Raw genomic sequence first — 17,016 nt, forward strand, 5'->3', positions numbered from 1 at the left:
CCTGGATTCGTGACCTGCAATCAGCCGAAACGTCCGGTGATATAGGATTCGGTAAGTTCGTGTTCCGGCGCTGTGAAAACCTTGTTGGTTTCATTGACCTCCACCAGGTGCCCCAGGTGGAAATAGGCGGTGCGGTGGGAAACCCGCGCCGCCTGCTGCATGGAGTGGGTCACGATAACGATAGTATAGCTCTCAGACATTTCGGCGATGAGCTCCTCGACCTTCGCAGTGGCGATGGGGTCCAGGGCCGAACAGGGCTCGTCCATCAGGATCACCTCAGGGCTCACCGCAATGGCCCGGGCAATACACAGCCGCTGCTGCTGACCGCCGGACATGCCGGTGGCAGTGGCATCCAGCCGGTCTTTCGCCTCTTCCCACAGTCCCGCCTTGCGCAGACTGTTTTCAACGATGTCGTCCAGGTCTGACTTCCGATTGGCCAGGCCGTGGATGCGGGGGCCATAGGCCACGTTGTCGTAGATGGACTTGGGGAAGGGATTGGGCTTCTGGAACACCATGCCCACCCGTGCCCGGAGCTCGACCACATCCCGCTTCGGGTCGTAGATGTTCTCGTCGTCCAGGTGCAGGTCACCCTTAACCCGGCAGATGTCGATGCTGTCATTCATCCGGTTCAGGCAGCGCAGGAACGTGGACTTGCCGCAGCCGGACGGGCCGATAAAGGCAATGACCTCGTTGCGGGCAATGTCCAGGCTGATGTTCTTGATGGCGCGGTCCTGGCCATAGAACACCTCGACGTTGCGCAGTTTGAACTTGGGGTCATCCGCAAAGGGCGTCCCCACGGTGGCACCTTCCTGGATGATGGTTTCTGCGGGCCGTTCTTCCTGAACCGGTACCGGGGTTTCATCAGGCATTGCGGCCTCTTTGGTTACGGTTGTGTTCATCGTATTCATGGAAACTCTCCTCACCACCGGCGTTCAAGACGCTTGCGCATCCAGATCGCCAGCGCATTCATACTGATCAGGAAGGCCAGCAGAACCATGATGGCCGCTGACGCACGTTCAATAAAGGCCAGCTCCGGGCTGCCTGCCCACAGGAACACCTGCACCGGCAAGACCGTGGCGGAATCCAGGAAACCTCCGGGCACGTCCACGATGAAGGCCACCATGCCAATCAGCAGCAGGGGTGCCGTCTCACCCAGGGCCTGGGCCATGCCGATAATGGAGCCGGTGAGCATACCCGGCAGCGCCAGGGGCAGCACATGGTGCAACACCACCTGCATCTTGGACGCACCAATGCCTTCAGCCGCTTCGCGAATGGAGGGGGGCACGCTCTTGATGGCGGCACGGCTGGAAATAATGATGGTGGGCAGGGTCATCAGGGTCAGCACCAGGCCACCCACCACCGGCACGGAACGTGGCATACCAAACAGATTGATGAACACTGCCAGGCCCAGCAGACCGAAGATGATCGACGGCACCGCCGCCAGGTTGTTGATATTTACCTCGATAAAATCGGTGAGTTTGTTCTGGGGAGCAAACTCTTCCAGGTAAATAGCGGCCGCAACGCCGATGGGAAACGACAGCACCAACGTCACCGCCATGGTCAGTAACGAGCCAACGATGGCCCCCAGGATGCCGGCCCGGGACGGATCCCGGGAGTCACCCCGGCTGAAGAAGACGTCGTTGAAGGAAGTATCCACTACGCCCTTCTCAACCAACTGATCCACCCATTCCCTTTGTTGCTGGTTGAGCTTGATGGAGTAGTTGTCGTCGTCAGCGTGCTTCACATACACATCGACATTGGTATGGGACAGGAACTCCATGGTCTGGGTGGTTCCCAGCAGGTCCGGATTCTCCTTGAGCGCATCCCGCAACTGATTGGACGCGTAGGGGTTGAGCAGGTCACGGACGGCGTCACGGTCAGACTCGCCGGCCCCGGGAATCTCCCGCATCAGTGCCTGGATCAGCGGCTCAACGAAGTCCGCCATCTTCATCTGGCGCTCATCGCTGGCGTCATCCAGGTACATCATCTCACCGTCGATAGCCACCTCCATGGTGATGGTGGTCTTGATAAACGCCGAGTGGCCCTTGCCGATAATATCGGCGAAGAGCACCACCAGCGCCGACAAGGCGATGGCGATAGCGATGATGCCATAGGCCCGGAAACGTCGCTCCTTGCGGTACCGGCGCTTGAGGGACTGGCGGACAATCTCCGCCTGTTTGCTTTGATCACTCATACTGTTCCCGATATTTGCGGACAATGTGAAGGGCGAGCACGTTCAGGGCCAGGGTCGCCAGGAAGAGCATGGCACCCAGGGCAAACGCGGCCAGGGTCTTGGCGCTGTCGAATTCCTGGTCACCGGTGAGCAGCGTCACGATCTGGACCGTCACGGTGGTCACCGACTCCAGCGGGTTGGCGGTCAGGTTGGCCGCCAGGCCCGCAGCCATGACCACGATCATGGTCTCACCAATGGCCCGTGAAACCGCCAGCAAGATACCGCCCATAATCCCGGGCAATGCCGCCGGGAAAATCACCTTCTTCATGGTTTCGGACTGGGTCGCACCCAGGGCCAGGGAGCCATCCCGCAGGGTCTGGGGTACCGCGTTGATCACGTCATCGGACAAGGAGGACACGAACGGGATAATCATGATACCCATAACGCCACCGGCAGCCAGGGCACTCTGGGACGAGGCATCAATACCGAGTGACGCTGCAAAGTTGCTGATAAAGGGCGCTACGGTGAGGGCCGCAAAGAAGCCATAAACCACGGTAGGGATACCCGCCAGCAATTCCAGCAGGGGTTTGACGATACCCCGCACACGACGGCTGGCGTATTCTGAAAGGTAGATCGCCGACAGCAGTCCCACCGGCACTGCCACCAGCATGGCGATGGCCGAGATCAGCAGGGTACCGGTGAACAGCGGAACCATGCCGAAGGCACCCTCGGCCGCCACCTGGTCGGCCCGCAAGGCCGTCTGGGGGCTCCACTGGGTGCCAAAGAAAAACTCGACAAAGGAAATCTTGCCGAAGAAGCGAATGGTTTCGAAGGCGACGGAAAAGATAATCCCCAGCGTGGTCAGAATCGCCAGGGCGGCACAGGCGAAGAAGATCCACTTCAGGGTCTTTTCCACCTGGGCCCGGGCATTCAGGCGCGGCTGGATGCGTATCCAGCCCAGGAAGCCGGCCAGCACGGCCACCGCAACCACCAGCGCTGTCATATACCAGCGGCTCTGGGCACGGAGGGCCGTGAGACGCTCGGCGGCCTCGACGATCGGTGGCTCTGCAAACCCCGGCGGCAGTGCACCACTGGCAACGTTACTGATCTTGCTCAACAGCAGGCTGGCGGCCCCTTCCGAGTCGGGAATCATTTCCGCCGGCAGTGAGCCCACCACCAGCAACTGGATGACCTTGCCCTGAAAGGCTGCCCAGAGCCCGAGTACAATCAATGCCGGTATACCGCACCAGAGTGCTGCCCGGGCGCCATAGTAAAAAGGCAGGGATTTTAGGTGACGGATGCCGCCCAGGGGCGTGGCCAGTGACCGGGACCGGGCATAGCCCAGCACATAGGCCACCAGGGCAAGTACAATCGTCACGAGGAAAAGGTTGGCCGCTTGCATGCAATTTCCTGTCAGAGAGACTTCAGGGCCAGCAGACACCCGGTCACGGGCGCCGATTCATACTGACCTTCCACATACGCCAAAGGGCGCGGCCCTCCTGGACCGCACCCTTTGACCGTTCCGGCGCTCTGCCGGCGCTTACATCAGCTCATCCTTGCTCAGGTTGGGCAGATTCTCCGCCTTGTCCTGCAGATCCATCAGTGCATCACGGGGCGGCACGATCAGGCCGACTGTTTTCAGGTAGCCGTTCGGGCCCATGGCGCCAACACCCGTAAACTCGGCAGCGTACTCCTTGATACCCGGAACCACGCCAACGTGTGCTTTCTTCACGTAGAAGAACAGGGAGCGGGCAACCGGGTAGTCGTCAGCTGCGATCGCCTCGGCGGTCGGCACCTTACCATTGAGGGTGGCGGCCTGCAGGCGATCAGAGTTCTCCTCCAGGAAGCTGTAGCCGAATACGCCATACATGCTGTCGTCGTCGATCAGCTTCTGAACGATCAGGTTGTCATTCTCACCCGCTTCGATGAAGGCACCGTCTTCACGAATGCTCTGGCAAACGGATTCCATCTGGTCTTCGTCCATGTCGGCAACCGCCGGCAGGTCTTCACAGCCGCCCTGCAGGGCCAACTCGTTGAAAGAGTCACGGGTACCGGAGGTGGGCGGAGGCCCCATTACACGAATGGCCACGTTCGGCAGGCTGGCGTCGATGTCACTCCACTTCTCGTAAGGGTTCGGAACCAGCTTGCTCTCGTCGTCCGGGGAGGGAACTTCCTTGCCCAGGGCCAGGAACAGCTGTTCAAGGGTGAGTTCCAGGTTGTCCGCGTCCCTGGAGCTGGCAATCACGATACCGTCGGAACCAATGCGGAACTCGGTGATGTCTTCAACGCCGTTGCTCTGGCACAGGTCAAACTCGGACGGCTTCATGCGACGGGAAGCGTTGGTGATATCCGGGTGCTGGGTGCCGATACCCTGACAGAACAGCTTGAGACCACCGCCGGAGCCGGTGGACTCAAGCTTCGGGGTCGGAAAATCTGTATTGGAACCAAAACGCTCGGCAACCACGGTTGCGAACGGATAAACGGTTGAGGAACCGACAATGCTGATGGTGTCCCGGGCCATGGCCGGGGTGGACAGGGCGGCAATGCTGCCTGCCACGGCGACACTTGCAATAGCTGTCTTCAGTTTCATCACGTTGAGTCTCCATCGGGTTATTGGCTTCGGGTTATCCGATGGTTGGCAGATTACGGAGAGTGTATGACAAGTTTGTTACACCCGCAGAAATAATTTCCACTTATCTGTCGATTTCACTTGCACGCTTATCTGGTATGAATACCATGCTCACCAATTAATCAGACCTAATAACAACACAGGTAGCGCTTAATGACCGACTATGACGACGACAGGCCCAAACCCCGCGGCGAGCTGATGATCCAGCTGGTCCCCCTGCCCGCGGACACCAACGCCAACGGCGATGTCTATGCCGGCTGGCTGGTGCAGCAAATGGACACCGCCGCCGGAACCCTGGCTGGCCGCATCTCCCAGGGCCGTAATGCCACCGTAGCCATGGACCGCATGGAATTCCTCTCTCCCCTGCGCATCGGTGCCCAGGTGGGCTGTTACTGTGAACTGGTGGATATCGGCCGCAGTTCCATGAAGATTCATGTGGAAGTCTGGACCCGTGACCGCAACAACAAGCCGCCCCGCAAGGTGACCGAGGGCCTGTTTGTCTACGTGGCCATTGACGAGAACGGCCGCATTCGCGAAGTACCGGAGCAATAACCGTTTGTTCCCGTCCGGCTCCCGTTAGCGTTGACAGCGACCGGGGGCCGGGACAATCACTACCCCGCCTCCTTCCCTTAATATAGAAAAAGACCTGTCGCCACCCTGACCGGCTGTCATAAAAATATCATCGGTTTTCTATAGGTTCGGAACGGCATTTTCCGAAACCAGAAGGATACCTGTGATGAAAAAACTCAAGCTGCTGGCCTGTATCTCCCTGCTGCTGCCTGTGGCGGCCAATGCCGAATTCAAGCTGGATGACCGTTACCAGGACAAGGACGGTGACCTGATCGCCGATATCCCCGCCGATGCCTCACAGCAGGTGGATCCCTCTACCCTGATCTTTGCCTACACGCCCGTGGAGGATCCGGCCGTCTACCGGGAAGTCTGGTCCGAGTTCCTTGATCACCTCGCGGAGATCACCGGCAAGAAGGTGCAGTTCTTCCCGGTTCAGTCCAACGCCGCCCAGATCGAGGCGATGCGCGCCGGTCGCCTGCACATTGCCGGCTTCAATACCGGTTCCAACCCGCTGGCAGTCGCCTGCGCCGGTCTGCGACCGTTCACCATGATGGCTGCGGAAGACGGCTCGTTCGGCTATGAAATGGAAATCATCACCTACCCGGATTCCGGTATTGAGGATGTGGAGGATATTCGCGGCAAGGAACTGGCCTTCACTTCCCAGACGTCCAACTCCGGTTTCAAGGCGCCGTCCGCCATCCTCAAGGCCGATTACAACATGGTCGCCGGCGAAGACTTTGAGCCGGTATTTTCCGGCAAGCACGATAACTCGATCCTGGGCGTCGCCAACCAGGACTACCCGGCCGCAGCCATCGCCAACTCTGTACTTAACCGGATGCTGAGCCGGGACGTGGTCAGCGACGACCAGATCGTCTCCCTCTACAAGTCCCAGACCTTTCCCACCACCGGTTACGGCATCGCCCACAACCTGAAGCCGGAACTGCAGGAAGCCATCCAGGAAGCCTTCTTCTCCTTTGAATGGGAAGGTACCGCGCTGGAAGAGGAGTTCTCCAAGTCCGGTGAAGCGCAGTTCGTGCCGATTACCTTCCAGGAGCACTGGGAAGTGATTCGCAAGATCGACGCCGCCAACGGCGTTGCCTACAACTGCCAATAAGCGGTGAGCCCTTTACGTGCTTGAACTTGATCGTCTGTCCAAAACCTACGCCACCGGCGACACCGCCCTGAGCCAGGTCAGCTTCGAAGTACCGGCTGGCCAGGTAGTGGGGCTGATCGGCCCCTCGGGGGCCGGCAAATCCACCCTGATCCGGTGCATCAACCGGCTGGTGGAGCCTTCCGGCGGTAAGGTCATCCTGTCCGGCACCAACCTGGTGACGCTACGGGGCAATGCCCTGCGACGCGCCCGGCGCCGGATCGGCATGATCTTCCAGGAATATGCCCTGGTGGAACGTCTTACGGTAATGGAAAACGTGCTGTCCGGTCGGCTCGGTTACGTGCCGGCCTGGCGGTCGTTTTTGCGCCGTTACTCACCCGAAGACGTGGCCAAGGCTTTCTCGCTGCTGGACCAGGTGGGCCTGTCCGACCATTTCAACAAGCGGGCAGACGCCCTCTCCGGGGGCCAGCGCCAACGGGTCGGTATCGCCCGGGCCCTGGAGCAGGACCCGGAGTTGTTGCTGGTGGATGAACCCACGGCCTCCCTGGACCCCAAGACTTCCCGCCAGATCATGCGCCTGATTGGCAGCGCCTGCCGGAAGCGCAACCTGCCGGCCATCATCAATATCCATGACGTGCTGCTGGCCCAGCAGTTCACCGACCGGATTATCGGCCTGAAAGCCGGCGAAGTGGTCTTCGACGGCAAACCGGAGGCCCTCACTGACCAGGTACTCACCCGCATCTACGGGGATGAGGACTGGACCCGCATGCGCGGGGAAGAGAACGCCGGGGAGGAGTCACAGCCACCCACCGTAGACCTGGCAGAGGGGCTGTAGATGGCAGTACAGAGCTATCCCGGTCGCTGGAAGCGGCCACCGGTACTATTGACCAATCCGTTCTGGCGCCGGGCAATCTACACCGGTGCCCTGGTCTACCTGGTGCTGGCACTGCAAAGCGTGGAGATCGACTGGCAACGGGTTTGGCTGGGGCTGGACCGGGGCTGGAAGTTCATCGAGGGCTTCCTGGTCCCGGACTTCACCACCCGATGGCGGGATATCCGTGAGGGACTGGAGGAAAGCCTGACCATGACCCTGACCTCCACCGTTGCCGGCATCCTGGTATCGGTGCCCATTGGTATCGGTGCCGCCCGTAACCTGGCTCCCGCCCCGATCTATCTGGTATGCCGGAGCATTATCACCCTGTCCCGTTCCTTCCAGGAAGTGATCATCGCCATCCTGCTGGTGGCCATGTTCGGATTCGGTCCCTTTGCCGGCTTCCTGACCCTGTCGTTCGCCACCATCGGCTTCCTGTCCAAGTTACTGGCGGAAGACATTGAAGAATGTGACCGCAGTCAGATCGAGGCCATTCGCGCTACCGGCGCCGGCTGGTGGCAGGTGGTGAACTACGCCGTCCAGCCCCAGGTAATGCCACGCCTGGTGGGGCTGTCCCTGTACCGGCTGGACATCAACTTCCGGGAATCCGCGGTCATCGGCATTGTGGGTGCTGGCGGTATCGGCGCCACCCTGAATACCGCCATTGATCGCTACGAGTATGACTCTGCCGGCGCCATCCTGATCATCATCATCTCCATTGTGCTGGTGGTGGAATATTCCTCATCCTGGATTCGCAGGTGGGTACAATGACAAGCTCATCCATCCCTGCCTGGCATTACCGCACACCGAAGCAGACACTGCTGCGATGGCTGGGCTGGTTTTCGCTGGTGGCGCTGACGGTGTTCAGCTGGCAACTCATGAACGAGAACACCATCTGGGCCTTTGTCAGCGACGCACCGGAGCAGGCCGCCGACATTGGCGATCGGATGTTCCCGCCAGCCTGGGGCTACACCGGCCAGCTCTGGCAACCCCTGTGGGACACCATCAACATCGCGACCCTGGGCACCCTGCTCGGCGTCCTGTTTGCCGTTCCCGTGGCCTTCCTGGCGGCCAGCAACACCACACCCAGCACCCGCTTTGTGCGACCACTGGCACTGCTGGTTATCGTGGCGTCCCGTTCCATCAACTCGCTGATCTGGGCCTTGCTGCTGGTTGCCATCATCGGTCCGGGGCTGCTCGCCGGTATCATTGCCATCGGCCTGCGCTCCATCGGCTTTGTCGCCAAGCTGCTCTATGAGGCCATCGAGGAGATCGATACCAGCCAGGTGGAGGCGGTGCGCGCCACCGGCGCCAGCGGGGCCCAGGTGATCGACTACGCCATTGTGCCGCAGATACTGCCCGCCTTCTGGGGCATCAGCGTGTTCCGCTGGGACATCAATATCCGCGAATCCACCATCCTGGGGCTGGTGGGCGCCGGGGGCCTGGGCATCCAGCTCAATGCGTCACTGGCGACCCTGGCCTGGAACCAGGTGGCGATGATCTTCGTGGTGATCCTGTTCACCGTGGTGGTGTCGGAATGGGTTTCCGCGAAGGTACGACAGGCGGTAATCTGACCTTATGGAAGACACGCACCTGACCGCCTTTGCCGGGGTAACCCCTGACCCGGCCTGGGCCTTTGACCAGTACCAGCGCCTGCGGCACCAGCTTCCCCGGCCTGACTACAATCCAGGCCCAAGCCAGGCCATACCCTCACTGGAGCCGCTGCAGGAGCGGTTTGACGCCTTTGTGTTTGATGCCTTCGGCGTACTCAATACCGGCATGGCGGTTATCCCCGGGGCGGTGGAAAGGCTTGCCAGCCTGCAGGCCAGCGGCAAGTCGGTACTGGTGCTGTCCAACGCGGCCACCGCCAGCCAGGCAGCACTGACTGCGAAGTATCAGGCGATGGGCTTCGACCTGGCCGAGCACCAGGTCATTTCCAGCCGCTGGCTACTGGAGGATGCCCTGGGCCGAGAGCCACGGAATGGACTCTGGGGAGTGATTGCACCACCCACGTCCGACAGCCAGACCCTACCCGGCATTCATCAGCACCCTGTCAGACCGGGTATCACGGACCTGGAGCTGGATGCCTGTGACGGTTTTATCTTTCTCAGTAGTGAAGACTGGAACGAGGTTCTCCACGAGCAACTCACCGCCAGCCTGAAGCGACGGCCTCGCCCGCTGGAGGTTGCCAACCCTGACCTGGTGGCTCCCCGCGGCGATTGCCTGACCCTGGAACCCGGTTTCTTTGCCCACAGACTGCGTGAAGACACCGGCGTCAGCCCGCAGTTCTTCGGCAAACCCTACGCCCCTGCCTTTGCGGCAGCGCTGACGCGCCTGGCCGGCATTCCAGCCCACCGGATACTGATGGTGGGCGACACCCTGCACACGGACATCCTGGGTGCCCGCGCGGCCGGCATGGCCACCCTGCTGGTGAGTAGCCACGGTTCGCTCGCGGGCATGGACCTGGACAGCTGCATCCGACAGTCCGGTATTGCACCGGACTTCATCACTCCCTCGATCTGGATGGACAACGTCTGTGCCTGACAGCTCCCCGCGCACCGGATGTCCGCAAAGGCCAGCAGACAGTCCCTATGTCCCGTCGGCCGATTCCGGGTTCAACGCTGAGTCAACTTTCACCTGAAGTTCATCCGGATACAGCAGGACCTCGATGCGACGGTTCATGCGCCGGCTGGCGTCATTGGTTTCCTCAACCAGCGGGCGGGTATCGGCGTACCCCACCGCCTGCATGCGTTCAGCGGCGATGCCCGTGTCCCGGAGTACCCTTACCGCCGAGGCCGCCCGGGAAGCTGAAAGCTCCCAGTTCGTGGGGTAGCGGAACTGAAGCCGGCGGGAGATGGGACGGCTGTCACTGTGACCCTGGACACTGATCGTGTGATCGGGAAAGCTTTCAAGGGCGTTGGCCAGCAGTTGCAGGGTTTGACGCCCGGACTCACCGATCCGGGCAGAGCCGGAATCAAACACGATTTTTTCCGGTAACTTGATAACCGTGGTGCCGTCTTCCAGGCGTGACACCAGCGTCTGCTTTTCATTACTCAGCGCCTGCAGGCGAGCCTGGAGGTCGTTCATGGCGGATTGTTCACGCTGCAACCGGGCTTCAAGTTCCGCGATGGTTTCGCTGGCATTTTGGCTCCGGACCTGCTGCAAGGCCAGCTGTTCCCGTGCCTGACGGTATTGCTCTGCGACCGATTGGCGTTCGGCAGCCACTTCATCCAGGGCGGCTTTCCGTTGCTCTACCTGGCCTCGGGTCTGATCCAGTTCGGCACGGGCGGTTTCCAGCGCATCCTCAAGTTCATCAGCCTGCGTCCGGGCCCGGGTCTGTTCTTCCCTGGCGGTAGCCAATGAGGCTTCCAGATCCTGGCGGCGTGCCGTCAACTCTGCAACCTGTTCCTGACTGCGGGCAAGCTGTTCACCACGGTCGCTGGCCAGTGTCTCAGCAACTGCCAGATCCTTCTTCAGTGTTTCAATACGACGCTCCAGGTCGATGATCTGCTGCCGGGCCCCAGTCAGATTTCGCCGGGTATCATTCAGCTCCGCTTCCAGCTGATCGGCGCTGGTGGTTCGCTGTTCAAGACGTTCCTGAGCCCTGAGCAACTGCTGACGCAGGCGCTCCTGTTCGGCCTGCAAGTCAACGAGTGCCTGCTGCCCTTGCCTCGCCTCTGCCAGGGTTTCCTCATAGGCGCTGGTCATCTGTGACAGCTCGTCGTTGAGGGACCAGTAAAAATAGGCTCCGGCCCCGGCTATCAGCACCAGCAAGATCATCAGTGCCGTGGTCACCCAGCCTCGTTGCGCCATACAATTTCCTCTTGGTGATAAAGCATTAACCATAGTTCATGTTCCCGCTATGATCGAGTGACGGCGCCAATGGTCGGCCGCCCGGGAAAACGCTCCCTCCTGACCACTCCGAATCCCTGTTAACGACGTATCCATCAGGGGATCAATGATCCTGCAATGGGAATCGACACTTACAGAGCGACTCTGCAATACGGCAGCGCTCTGCACAGGCAACTGACAGGAGGCTGTTTGAGACCCGGAACACGGCAAGGCACTGTGCACGACCATCCGGACAATGCGGCAGGTCAATCCTACAGCTGGCGGAGCATACTCGCGCTGGCGTTGAAGCATAAGCCGCGGCTTGTCCGTGCCAATGTGCTGGCCATCCTGGCAACAGCGGTCAGTGTGCCGATTCCGCTATTGCTGCCAGTGCTGGTGGATGAGGTATTGCTGGAGGAGGCTGGGCCGGTCTTGCCCTTCCTGCGGCTGGTGCTGCCAGAAGCGTGGCATCAGCCGACGGTTTACATTGGTGCCATGGTGCTGGCGGCGTTCCTGCTCAGAGTCCTCGCGTTGGGGTTTAACGTCTTGCAATCCCGGGAGTTTTCGAAGATTTCCAAGGACGTGGTGTTTCGTATCCGGTCACGGTTGCTGGGACGCTTGCAACGGGTCGCCATGTCGGAATATGAAACCCGGGGTGCCGGCGGTATCACCAGCCACTTTATTACCGACCTGGATACCATCGACCAGTTTCTGGGAACCACCATCAGTCGGTTCATTGTTGCCAGCCTGACCGTTATGGGTACCGCGTCGGTGCTGTTGTGGGTGCACTGGCAGCTGGGACTATTGATTCTGCTTTTTAACCCCCTGGTGATCTTCGCCACCATGCTGATCAGCAAGCGGGTGAAGGAACTCAAGCGCCGGGAGAACAGCGCCTACGAGGATTTCCAGGGTGACCTGACGGAAACCCTGGACGCGATCCATCAGCTCCGGGCGGCCAACCGGGAGCAACATTACCTGCACCAGCTGGTCCATCGGGCCCGTGCAGTTCGTGACCACGCCATCCGCTTCGAGTGGCGCAGTGATGCCGCTACCCGGGCCAGTTTTGCCCTTTTCCAGTTCGGGGTAGATGCATTTCGTGCAGCTGCGATGGTGACTGTACTATTCAGCGACCTGAGCATTGGTATGATGTTCGCCATCTTTGGCTACCTCTGGTTCATGCTGACGCCGGTCCAGGAAATGCTCAATATGCAGTATGCCTGGTTTGCAGCGAATGCAGCCCTTGGCAGGGTCAATCGCTTACTGGAACTGGAAGAGGAACCCCGCTATCCGGCGTTGGAAAACCCTTTCAGGGGCAAGCACACAGTCGGTCTGTCGCTGAAGAATATTCATTTCAGCTACTGTGACGAGCAGGTACTCAAAGGCATCGACCTTGACCTGGCACCCGGAGAGAAAGTTGCCCTGGTGGGCGCCAGTGGCGGCGGAAAATCCACCCTGGTACAAATCATTCTGGGCATGTACACCCCGCAGAAGGGGGAGATACGGATTAACGGGGTACCGGTTCAGCGGATCGGGCTCCCCTGCCTTCGCGAGCACATCGCCACCGTTCTGCAGCACCCGGCGCTGTTCAATGACACCGTTCGCCAGAACCTCACTCTGGGTCGCCACAAATCGGACGGGCAACTCTGGGAAGCCTTGCGGATTGCCCAGCTTGACCGGACCATCGAGGCAATGCCGGATCGGCTGGACACCGTGATCGGCCGCCAGGGCGTTCGGCTATCCGGCGGCCAGCGTCAGAGACTGGCGATCGCACGGATGGTGCTGGCCGATCCGGCGGTGGTGATCCTGGACGAAGCAACCTCGGCCCTGGATGCAGAGACGGAGTTTCAGCTCCACCGGGATCTCGAAGCCTTTCTGAGCAAACGGACCACCCTGATCATCGCCCACCGACTCAGCGCCGTGAAGCAGGCAGATCGGGCCTGTGTGTTTGAAGATGGCCGGATCATCGAAGAAGGCCAGCACGCTGACCTGATCGACAAAGACGGCCTTTATGCGCAGCTTTACGGCAACATTCAGGCCTGACCCCTCAGGTCACCAGGGCAGTTCCTCGCCATTGCTGTGCCAGAAGGAGCCCGTATTTTCCAGGTCCAGCCTGGCAATGCGTTCTGCCAGGCCGCAGGCGGATTCCTCCGGGCTTATCAGGCCGCCGAAGTTGACCATGCGGGTCTTCACATAGCCCGGGTGCAACTGGGCCACGGCGATACCTTTCGGCTTGAGGTCCATCGCCAGGGACTTGCCGAAGGCATTGAGAGCGGCCTTCGAGGCCCGGTAGCCGTAACGGCCACCGGAATCGTTGTCGGCAATGGAGCCCATGCGGCTGGTGATATTGGCGATTTTGCCCCCTTCCGGGATCTGCGGCACCAGGGCTTGTGCCACCCGCAACGGCGCGTAGGCATTGATCTCCATCTGCGTACGAATGGAGTCAAAGTCGATGCTACCCAGCTGCTCATCCTGCAGCAGGCCGGCATTATTGATCAGCAGGCGGATGGATTTGCCCGCCAGGCCCGCCTTCAGTTTTTCAATGCCAGCATCGGTGGTGACATCCACGCCGTCGATGACCTGCGCGGCTACGTCGACCAGGTCGTCAGAGGACTGGCGACAAACGCCGATCACCTCGCAACCTTCCTGCGCATAGTGTCGGGCCAGTTCCAGCCCGATGCCACGATTGGCACCGGTAATCACAACCACGTCAGATTCAGCCATTAGACCTCCTCAGGGTTCCGATAAGTTGGTTTCGCCCATGTTCGGCCCGGGGAGCGGGAAGATCAAGGATGTGACGGTCGGTTATCCGTTCCCGGCCACCGCCACCGGGTGCCGATCTGGCAGCATCAGCGACAGCATTGACGCCGTGGCCACCAGGGCGGCAGAGATCCACAGGCAGGCCTCCAGTCCCCAGGCCTGGTAGACCCAGCCTGACAGCACGGTGCCCAGCAGCCGCCCGGCGGCGTTGGACATGTAATAGAAGCCCACATCCAGCGATACCCCGTCCCCCCGGGCGTAGCTGACGATCAGGTAGCTGTGCAGGGATGAATTGATGGCGAACAGGACGCCGAACAGCAGCAGCCCGCCAACCACCACAACTTGCGCTGACCAGCCCACCATCAGCGCAGCCGCGATGCCCGCCGGAATCAGCGCCAGCAATGCAGCCCAGGCAACGGCCCCGGACTTGCCATCCGAATGGCCGGTTATCCTCGGCGCGATGGTCTGGATAAAGCCATAGCCAATGATCCAGCTGGCCATGAAACCGCCCACTTGCCAGTGGTCCCAGCCAAACACCGTGGCCATGTACACCGGTAGGGCCACCACAAACCACACGTCACGGGCACCGAACAGGAACATGCGCGCTGCCGACAGCACGTTGATGGCCCGGCTCTTGGAGAGGATCTCACGGAACTTTGGCTTTGCCTTGCTCTTGCCCAGGTCCTGCCCCAGCAGGAACAGGCTGGCCAGCCATACCAGCCCTAAAGCCACCGCCATCAGGATAACCGCCCCCTTGAAACCGGCGGCCATCAGCAGTACGCCCCCCAGGAAGAAGCCCACCCCCTTGAGGGTGTTCTTGGAGCCAGTGAGAATCGCCACCCACTTGTACAGGGTACCCTGCTGCTCGTCCGGCACCAGCAACTTGATGCCGCTCTTGGCGGACATCTTGTTCAGGTCCTTGGCGATGCCGGATAGTGCCTGCGCGGCCATTACCCAGGGCACGGTGAGCACAGCCGCCGGGACCGCCAGCATGGCGAGCGCCACAATCTGCAGGAACAGCCCGATATTCATGGTGCGGTTCAGCCCCCACCGGGCACCCAGGTACCCTCCCACCAGGTTGGTCACCACCCCGAAGAACTCGTAGAAGATAAACAGCAGGGCAATCTCCAGGGGCGAGTAACCCAGCTGATGGAAATGCAGCACCACCAGCATCCGCAGGGCACCATCCGTCAGGGTAAAGGCCCAGTAGTTGCCGGTTATGACCAGGTACTGGCGGATAGCCGCAGTCATATCAGGCCAGGCCCACCTTGCGTGCCAGCTCTACCGTGCGGTTGGCGTAGCCCCATTCGTTGTCGTACCAGGCGTAGATTTTCACCTGGGTGCCATTGATCACCAGGGTGGAGAGTGCATCCACAATGGACGAGCGCGGGTCCGTCTTGTAGTCGATGGACACCAGTGGGCGCTCCTCATAGCCCAGAATGTCTTTCAGGTCGCCCTCGGCCGCTTCTTTCAGCAACTGATTGACCGTATCCCGGTCCGTGGGCTGATCCACCTCGAACACGCAATCCGTCAGCGATGCATTGGTGAGCGGAATACGCACCGCATGGCCGTCCAGGCGCCCCTTCAGTTCCGGGAAAATCTCGATGATGGCCGTGGCAGAGCCGGTACTGGTGGGAATCAGGGAACTGCCACAGGCCCGGGCCCGGCGCAGATCCTTGTGGGGCGCGTCCAGGATGGTCTGGGTGTTGGTGAGACTGTGAATGGTGGTGATGGATCCGTGCCGGATGCCCAGCTTCTCGTGGATCACCTTCACCACCGGCGCCAGGCAGTTGGTGGTGCAGGAGGCAGCGGTCACGATGCGATCGTTGGCCGAATCAAAGATATCTTCATTCACACCCATGACAATGTTCTTCGCGCCTGCCTCCTTCACCGGCGCGGTGACCACCACACGCTTGATGCCCTGGTCCAGGTAACCCTGCAATACCTCCACGGTCTTGTTGACGCCGCTGGCCTCGATTACCAGGTCACAGCCGGACCAGTCAGTGTCACCGATCGCCTTGTTACGAGTCACCCGGATGCGCTGGTCCCCAATGACCATATCGCTGCCATCGGCTTCAGCCTGGCGGCTCCAGGTACCATGCACACTGTCGAAGTTGAGCAGGTGCGCCAGGGTCGCCGCATCGGCCCCCGGATCATTAATGGCTACAAACTCCAGCTCCGGCCATCCCCAGGCCGCACGCAGGGCAAGCCGCCCGATGCGACCGAAACCGTTAATGCCTACCTTGATCTTGCTCATACTGTGCTCCTGGTATTTCCTGAAATCCGAAAAGTCGAGAACGCTCACTCACGGGCATGACACTTCAGGGCGATTCGCCATGGCCTGCAGCCGGGCTTGCGGTGTCTGAATCAGCGCCTGGTTGGCACTGGCGGTTTCATCGAGTACCCGTACCAGCCAGCCCGGCAATTGAGGGCTAAGGTAATAGTAGACCCACTGGCCATGACGTTCCGTCTCAACCAGGCCGGTATCGCGAAGGGTGGCCAGGTGGCGGCTGACCTTGGGCTGGGACACGTCCAGTGCTTCGGTCAGCTCACAGACGCACAGCTTTTGCTGATCCCGGATCAGCAACAATGCTGCCAGGCGCAGCTCGTCCGCCAGTGCCTTGAATACAGTCACGGGGTTATAGTCGGTCGCCTTCAGGCCGGTTTCCTTCTGGTGCACCAGGGTGAACAAGCTGATGCGCTCCCGCAGTTCTTTCAGGGTCAGGGCAAACACCGCGTGCCGGTTGCTCTGGGCAGGATCGGGAAAGTCCCAGGCGATGCGCTGGGCCGGCTGGCAGACCTCACCACACTCGTTGGCGGCTTTCTCGCAAAGGGTGATCACATAGTCCCAGGGCTGATCCTGCAGACTTGCAAGCCGCTTGCTACGAAGGCCTTCGGTCGATACGCCAGCCTCTTCCAGCACCTGGAGCGCCATCGGATGGGGCGTTGCCGGATCGGTTCCGGCACTGGCTACCTCGAACCGGTCCCCGGCCATATCCCGGAGCAGGGCTTCGGCCATCAGTGAGCGTGCGCTGTTGGCGGTACAGACAAACAGGACCCGGCGCTTCATATGA

General features: G+C 60.6%; 16 protein-coding genes. 7 read left to right on the forward strand and 9 right to left on the reverse strand.

Features of this window, described 5'->3' with window-relative positions; genetic code table 11:
• Positions 1 to 20 precede the first annotated feature (20 nt).
• From pstB to LJ360_RS17960, 4 genes are all read right to left on the reverse strand, one after another.
• Positions 21 to 908 (reverse strand): phosphate ABC transporter ATP-binding protein PstB, encoded by an 888-nt coding sequence (gene pstB / locus LJ360_RS17945; protein WP_091852952.1) that lies wholly within the window; start codon positions 906 to 908, stop codon positions 21 to 23.
• 11 nt (positions 909 to 919) lie between these two features.
• Complete coding sequence (pstA, locus tag LJ360_RS17950; protein ID WP_264994629.1) at positions 920 to 2,194, reverse strand: phosphate ABC transporter permease PstA; 1,275 nt, start codon at positions 2,192 to 2,194, stop codon at positions 920 to 922.
• Complete coding sequence (gene pstC / locus LJ360_RS17955; protein ID WP_091852946.1) at positions 2,187 to 3,575, reverse strand: phosphate ABC transporter permease subunit PstC; 1,389 nt, start codon at positions 3,573 to 3,575, stop codon at positions 2,187 to 2,189. Before pstC ends, pstA begins: the two co-directional genes overlap by 8 nt.
• Before the next feature lie 138 nt (positions 3,576 to 3,713).
• Positions 3,714 to 4,766 carry a substrate-binding domain-containing protein gene (locus tag LJ360_RS17960; RefSeq protein ID WP_091852943.1) on the reverse strand — a complete coding sequence of 351 codons (1,053 nt, stop codon included), beginning with the start codon at positions 4,764 to 4,766 and terminating at the stop codon, positions 3,714 to 3,716.
• Positions 4,767 to 4,955: 189 nt separating this feature from the next.
• Here LJ360_RS17960 and LJ360_RS17965 point away from each other — a divergent pair, with 189 nt between their 5' ends.
• The 6 genes from LJ360_RS17965 (at position 4,956) to LJ360_RS17990 (ending at position 9,898) form a co-directional block, all read left to right on the forward strand.
• Complete coding sequence (locus tag LJ360_RS17965; RefSeq protein ID WP_091852940.1) at positions 4,956 to 5,354, forward strand: acyl-CoA thioesterase; 399 nt, start codon at positions 4,956 to 4,958, stop codon at positions 5,352 to 5,354.
• A 184-nt stretch (positions 5,355 to 5,538) separates the two neighbouring features.
• Positions 5,539 to 6,486, forward strand: a complete 948-nt coding sequence (gene phnD, locus LJ360_RS17970; protein ID WP_264994631.1) for a phosphate/phosphite/phosphonate ABC transporter substrate-binding protein — start codon at positions 5,539 to 5,541, stop codon at positions 6,484 to 6,486.
• Positions 6,487 to 6,502: 16 nt separating this feature from the next.
• Complete coding sequence (phnC, locus tag LJ360_RS17975) at positions 6,503 to 7,318, forward strand: phosphonate ABC transporter ATP-binding protein (RefSeq protein WP_264994632.1); 816 nt, start codon at positions 6,503 to 6,505, stop codon at positions 7,316 to 7,318.
• Entirely contained in the window at positions 7,319 to 8,125 is an 807-nt protein-coding gene (phnE, locus tag LJ360_RS17980) for a phosphonate ABC transporter, permease protein PhnE (protein WP_264994634.1), read from the forward strand. It begins immediately after the preceding gene.
• A complete protein-coding gene (phnE, locus tag LJ360_RS17985; protein ID WP_264994636.1) occupies positions 8,122 to 8,928 on the forward strand; it encodes a phosphonate ABC transporter, permease protein PhnE in 807 nt (268 codons plus the stop codon). Before phnE (LJ360_RS17980) ends, phnE (LJ360_RS17985) begins: the two co-directional genes overlap by 4 nt.
• 4 nt (positions 8,929 to 8,932) lie before the next feature.
• Positions 8,933 to 9,898 carry an HAD-IIA family hydrolase gene (locus tag LJ360_RS17990; protein WP_264994638.1) on the forward strand — a complete coding sequence of 322 codons (966 nt, stop codon included), beginning with the start codon at positions 8,933 to 8,935 and terminating at the stop codon, positions 9,896 to 9,898.
• Positions 9,899 to 9,943: 45 nt separating this feature from the next.
• On the opposite strand, the gene LJ360_RS17995 is transcribed toward LJ360_RS17990, so the two are convergent.
• A complete protein-coding gene (locus tag LJ360_RS17995) occupies positions 9,944 to 11,167 on the reverse strand; it encodes an OmpA family protein (RefSeq protein WP_264994641.1) in 1,224 nt (407 codons plus the stop codon).
• A gap of 255 nt (positions 11,168 to 11,422) precedes the next feature.
• Between LJ360_RS17995 and LJ360_RS18000 the strand changes: the two genes are divergently transcribed.
• Positions 11,423 to 13,225 carry an ABC transporter ATP-binding protein gene (locus tag LJ360_RS18000; RefSeq protein WP_264996065.1) on the forward strand — a complete coding sequence of 601 codons (1,803 nt, stop codon included), beginning with the start codon at positions 11,423 to 11,425 and terminating at the stop codon, positions 13,223 to 13,225.
• A 9-nt stretch (positions 13,226 to 13,234) separates the two neighbouring features.
• On the opposite strand, the gene LJ360_RS18005 is transcribed toward LJ360_RS18000, so the two are convergent.
• The 4 genes from LJ360_RS18005 to LJ360_RS18020 all read right to left on the reverse strand — a co-directional run bounded on the left by LJ360_RS18005 (position 13,235) and on the right by LJ360_RS18020 (position 17,012).
• A complete protein-coding gene (locus LJ360_RS18005; protein WP_264994643.1) occupies positions 13,235 to 13,906 on the reverse strand; it encodes an SDR family oxidoreductase in 672 nt (223 codons plus the stop codon).
• 81 nt (positions 13,907 to 13,987) lie between these two features.
• Positions 13,988 to 15,193, reverse strand: a complete 1,206-nt coding sequence (arsJ, locus tag LJ360_RS18010; protein WP_264994646.1) for an organoarsenical effux MFS transporter ArsJ — start codon at positions 15,191 to 15,193, stop codon at positions 13,988 to 13,990.
• A 1-nt stretch (position 15,194) separates the two neighbouring features.
• Positions 15,195 to 16,199 carry an ArsJ-associated glyceraldehyde-3-phosphate dehydrogenase gene (locus LJ360_RS18015; RefSeq protein WP_264994648.1) on the reverse strand — a complete coding sequence of 335 codons (1,005 nt, stop codon included), beginning with the start codon at positions 16,197 to 16,199 and terminating at the stop codon, positions 15,195 to 15,197.
• A 48-nt stretch (positions 16,200 to 16,247) separates the two neighbouring features.
• On the reverse strand, positions 16,248 to 17,012 hold the full coding sequence (locus LJ360_RS18020; RefSeq protein ID WP_264994650.1) for a metalloregulator ArsR/SmtB family transcription factor: 765 nt from the start codon (positions 17,010 to 17,012) through the stop codon (positions 16,248 to 16,250).
• Positions 17,013 to 17,016: the final 4 nt, after the last annotated feature.

Source organism: Marinobacter sp. AN1, from assembly GCF_026013985.1.
Lineage (GTDB): Bacteria > Pseudomonadota > Gammaproteobacteria > Pseudomonadales > Oleiphilaceae > Marinobacter > Marinobacter segnicrescens.

What these genes read in the sequence shown, in the direction of transcription:
- phnD (WP_264994631.1), top strand. Translation starts at nt 5,539, where the DNA reads ATGAAAAAACTCAAGCTGCTGGCCTGTATCTCCCTGCTGCTGCCTGTG.
- LJ360_RS17965 (WP_091852940.1), top strand. Translation starts at nt 4,956, where the DNA reads ATGACCGACTATGACGACGACAGGCCCAAACCCCGCGGCGAGCTGATG.
- phnE (WP_264994634.1), top strand. Translation starts at nt 7,319, where the DNA reads ATGGCAGTACAGAGCTATCCCGGTCGCTGGAAGCGGCCACCGGTACTA.
- pstC (WP_091852946.1), bottom strand. Translation starts at nt 3,575, where the DNA reads ATGCAAGCGGCCAACCTTTTCCTCGTGACGATTGTACTTGCCCTGGTG.
- LJ360_RS18020 (WP_264994650.1), bottom strand. Translation starts at nt 17,012, where the DNA reads ATGAAGCGCCGGGTCCTGTTTGTCTGTACCGCCAACAGCGCACGCTCA.
- LJ360_RS17990 (WP_264994638.1), top strand. Translation starts at nt 8,933, where the DNA reads ATGGAAGACACGCACCTGACCGCCTTTGCCGGGGTAACCCCTGACCCG.
- LJ360_RS18015 (WP_264994648.1), bottom strand. Translation starts at nt 16,199, where the DNA reads ATGAGCAAGATCAAGGTAGGCATTAACGGTTTCGGTCGCATCGGGCGG.
- LJ360_RS18005 (WP_264994643.1), bottom strand. Translation starts at nt 13,906, where the DNA reads ATGGCTGAATCTGACGTGGTTGTGATTACCGGTGCCAATCGTGGCATC.
- pstB (WP_091852952.1), bottom strand. Translation starts at nt 908, where the DNA reads ATGAATACGATGAACACAACCGTAACCAAAGAGGCCGCAATGCCTGAT.
- LJ360_RS17995 (WP_264994641.1), bottom strand. Translation starts at nt 11,167, where the DNA reads ATGGCGCAACGAGGCTGGGTGACCACGGCACTGATGATCTTGCTGGTG.
- phnE (WP_264994636.1), top strand. Translation starts at nt 8,122, where the DNA reads ATGACAAGCTCATCCATCCCTGCCTGGCATTACCGCACACCGAAGCAG.
- pstA (WP_264994629.1), bottom strand. Translation starts at nt 2,194, where the DNA reads ATGAGTGATCAAAGCAAACAGGCGGAGATTGTCCGCCAGTCCCTCAAG.
- arsJ (WP_264994646.1), bottom strand. Translation starts at nt 15,193, where the DNA reads ATGACTGCGGCTATCCGCCAGTACCTGGTCATAACCGGCAACTACTGG.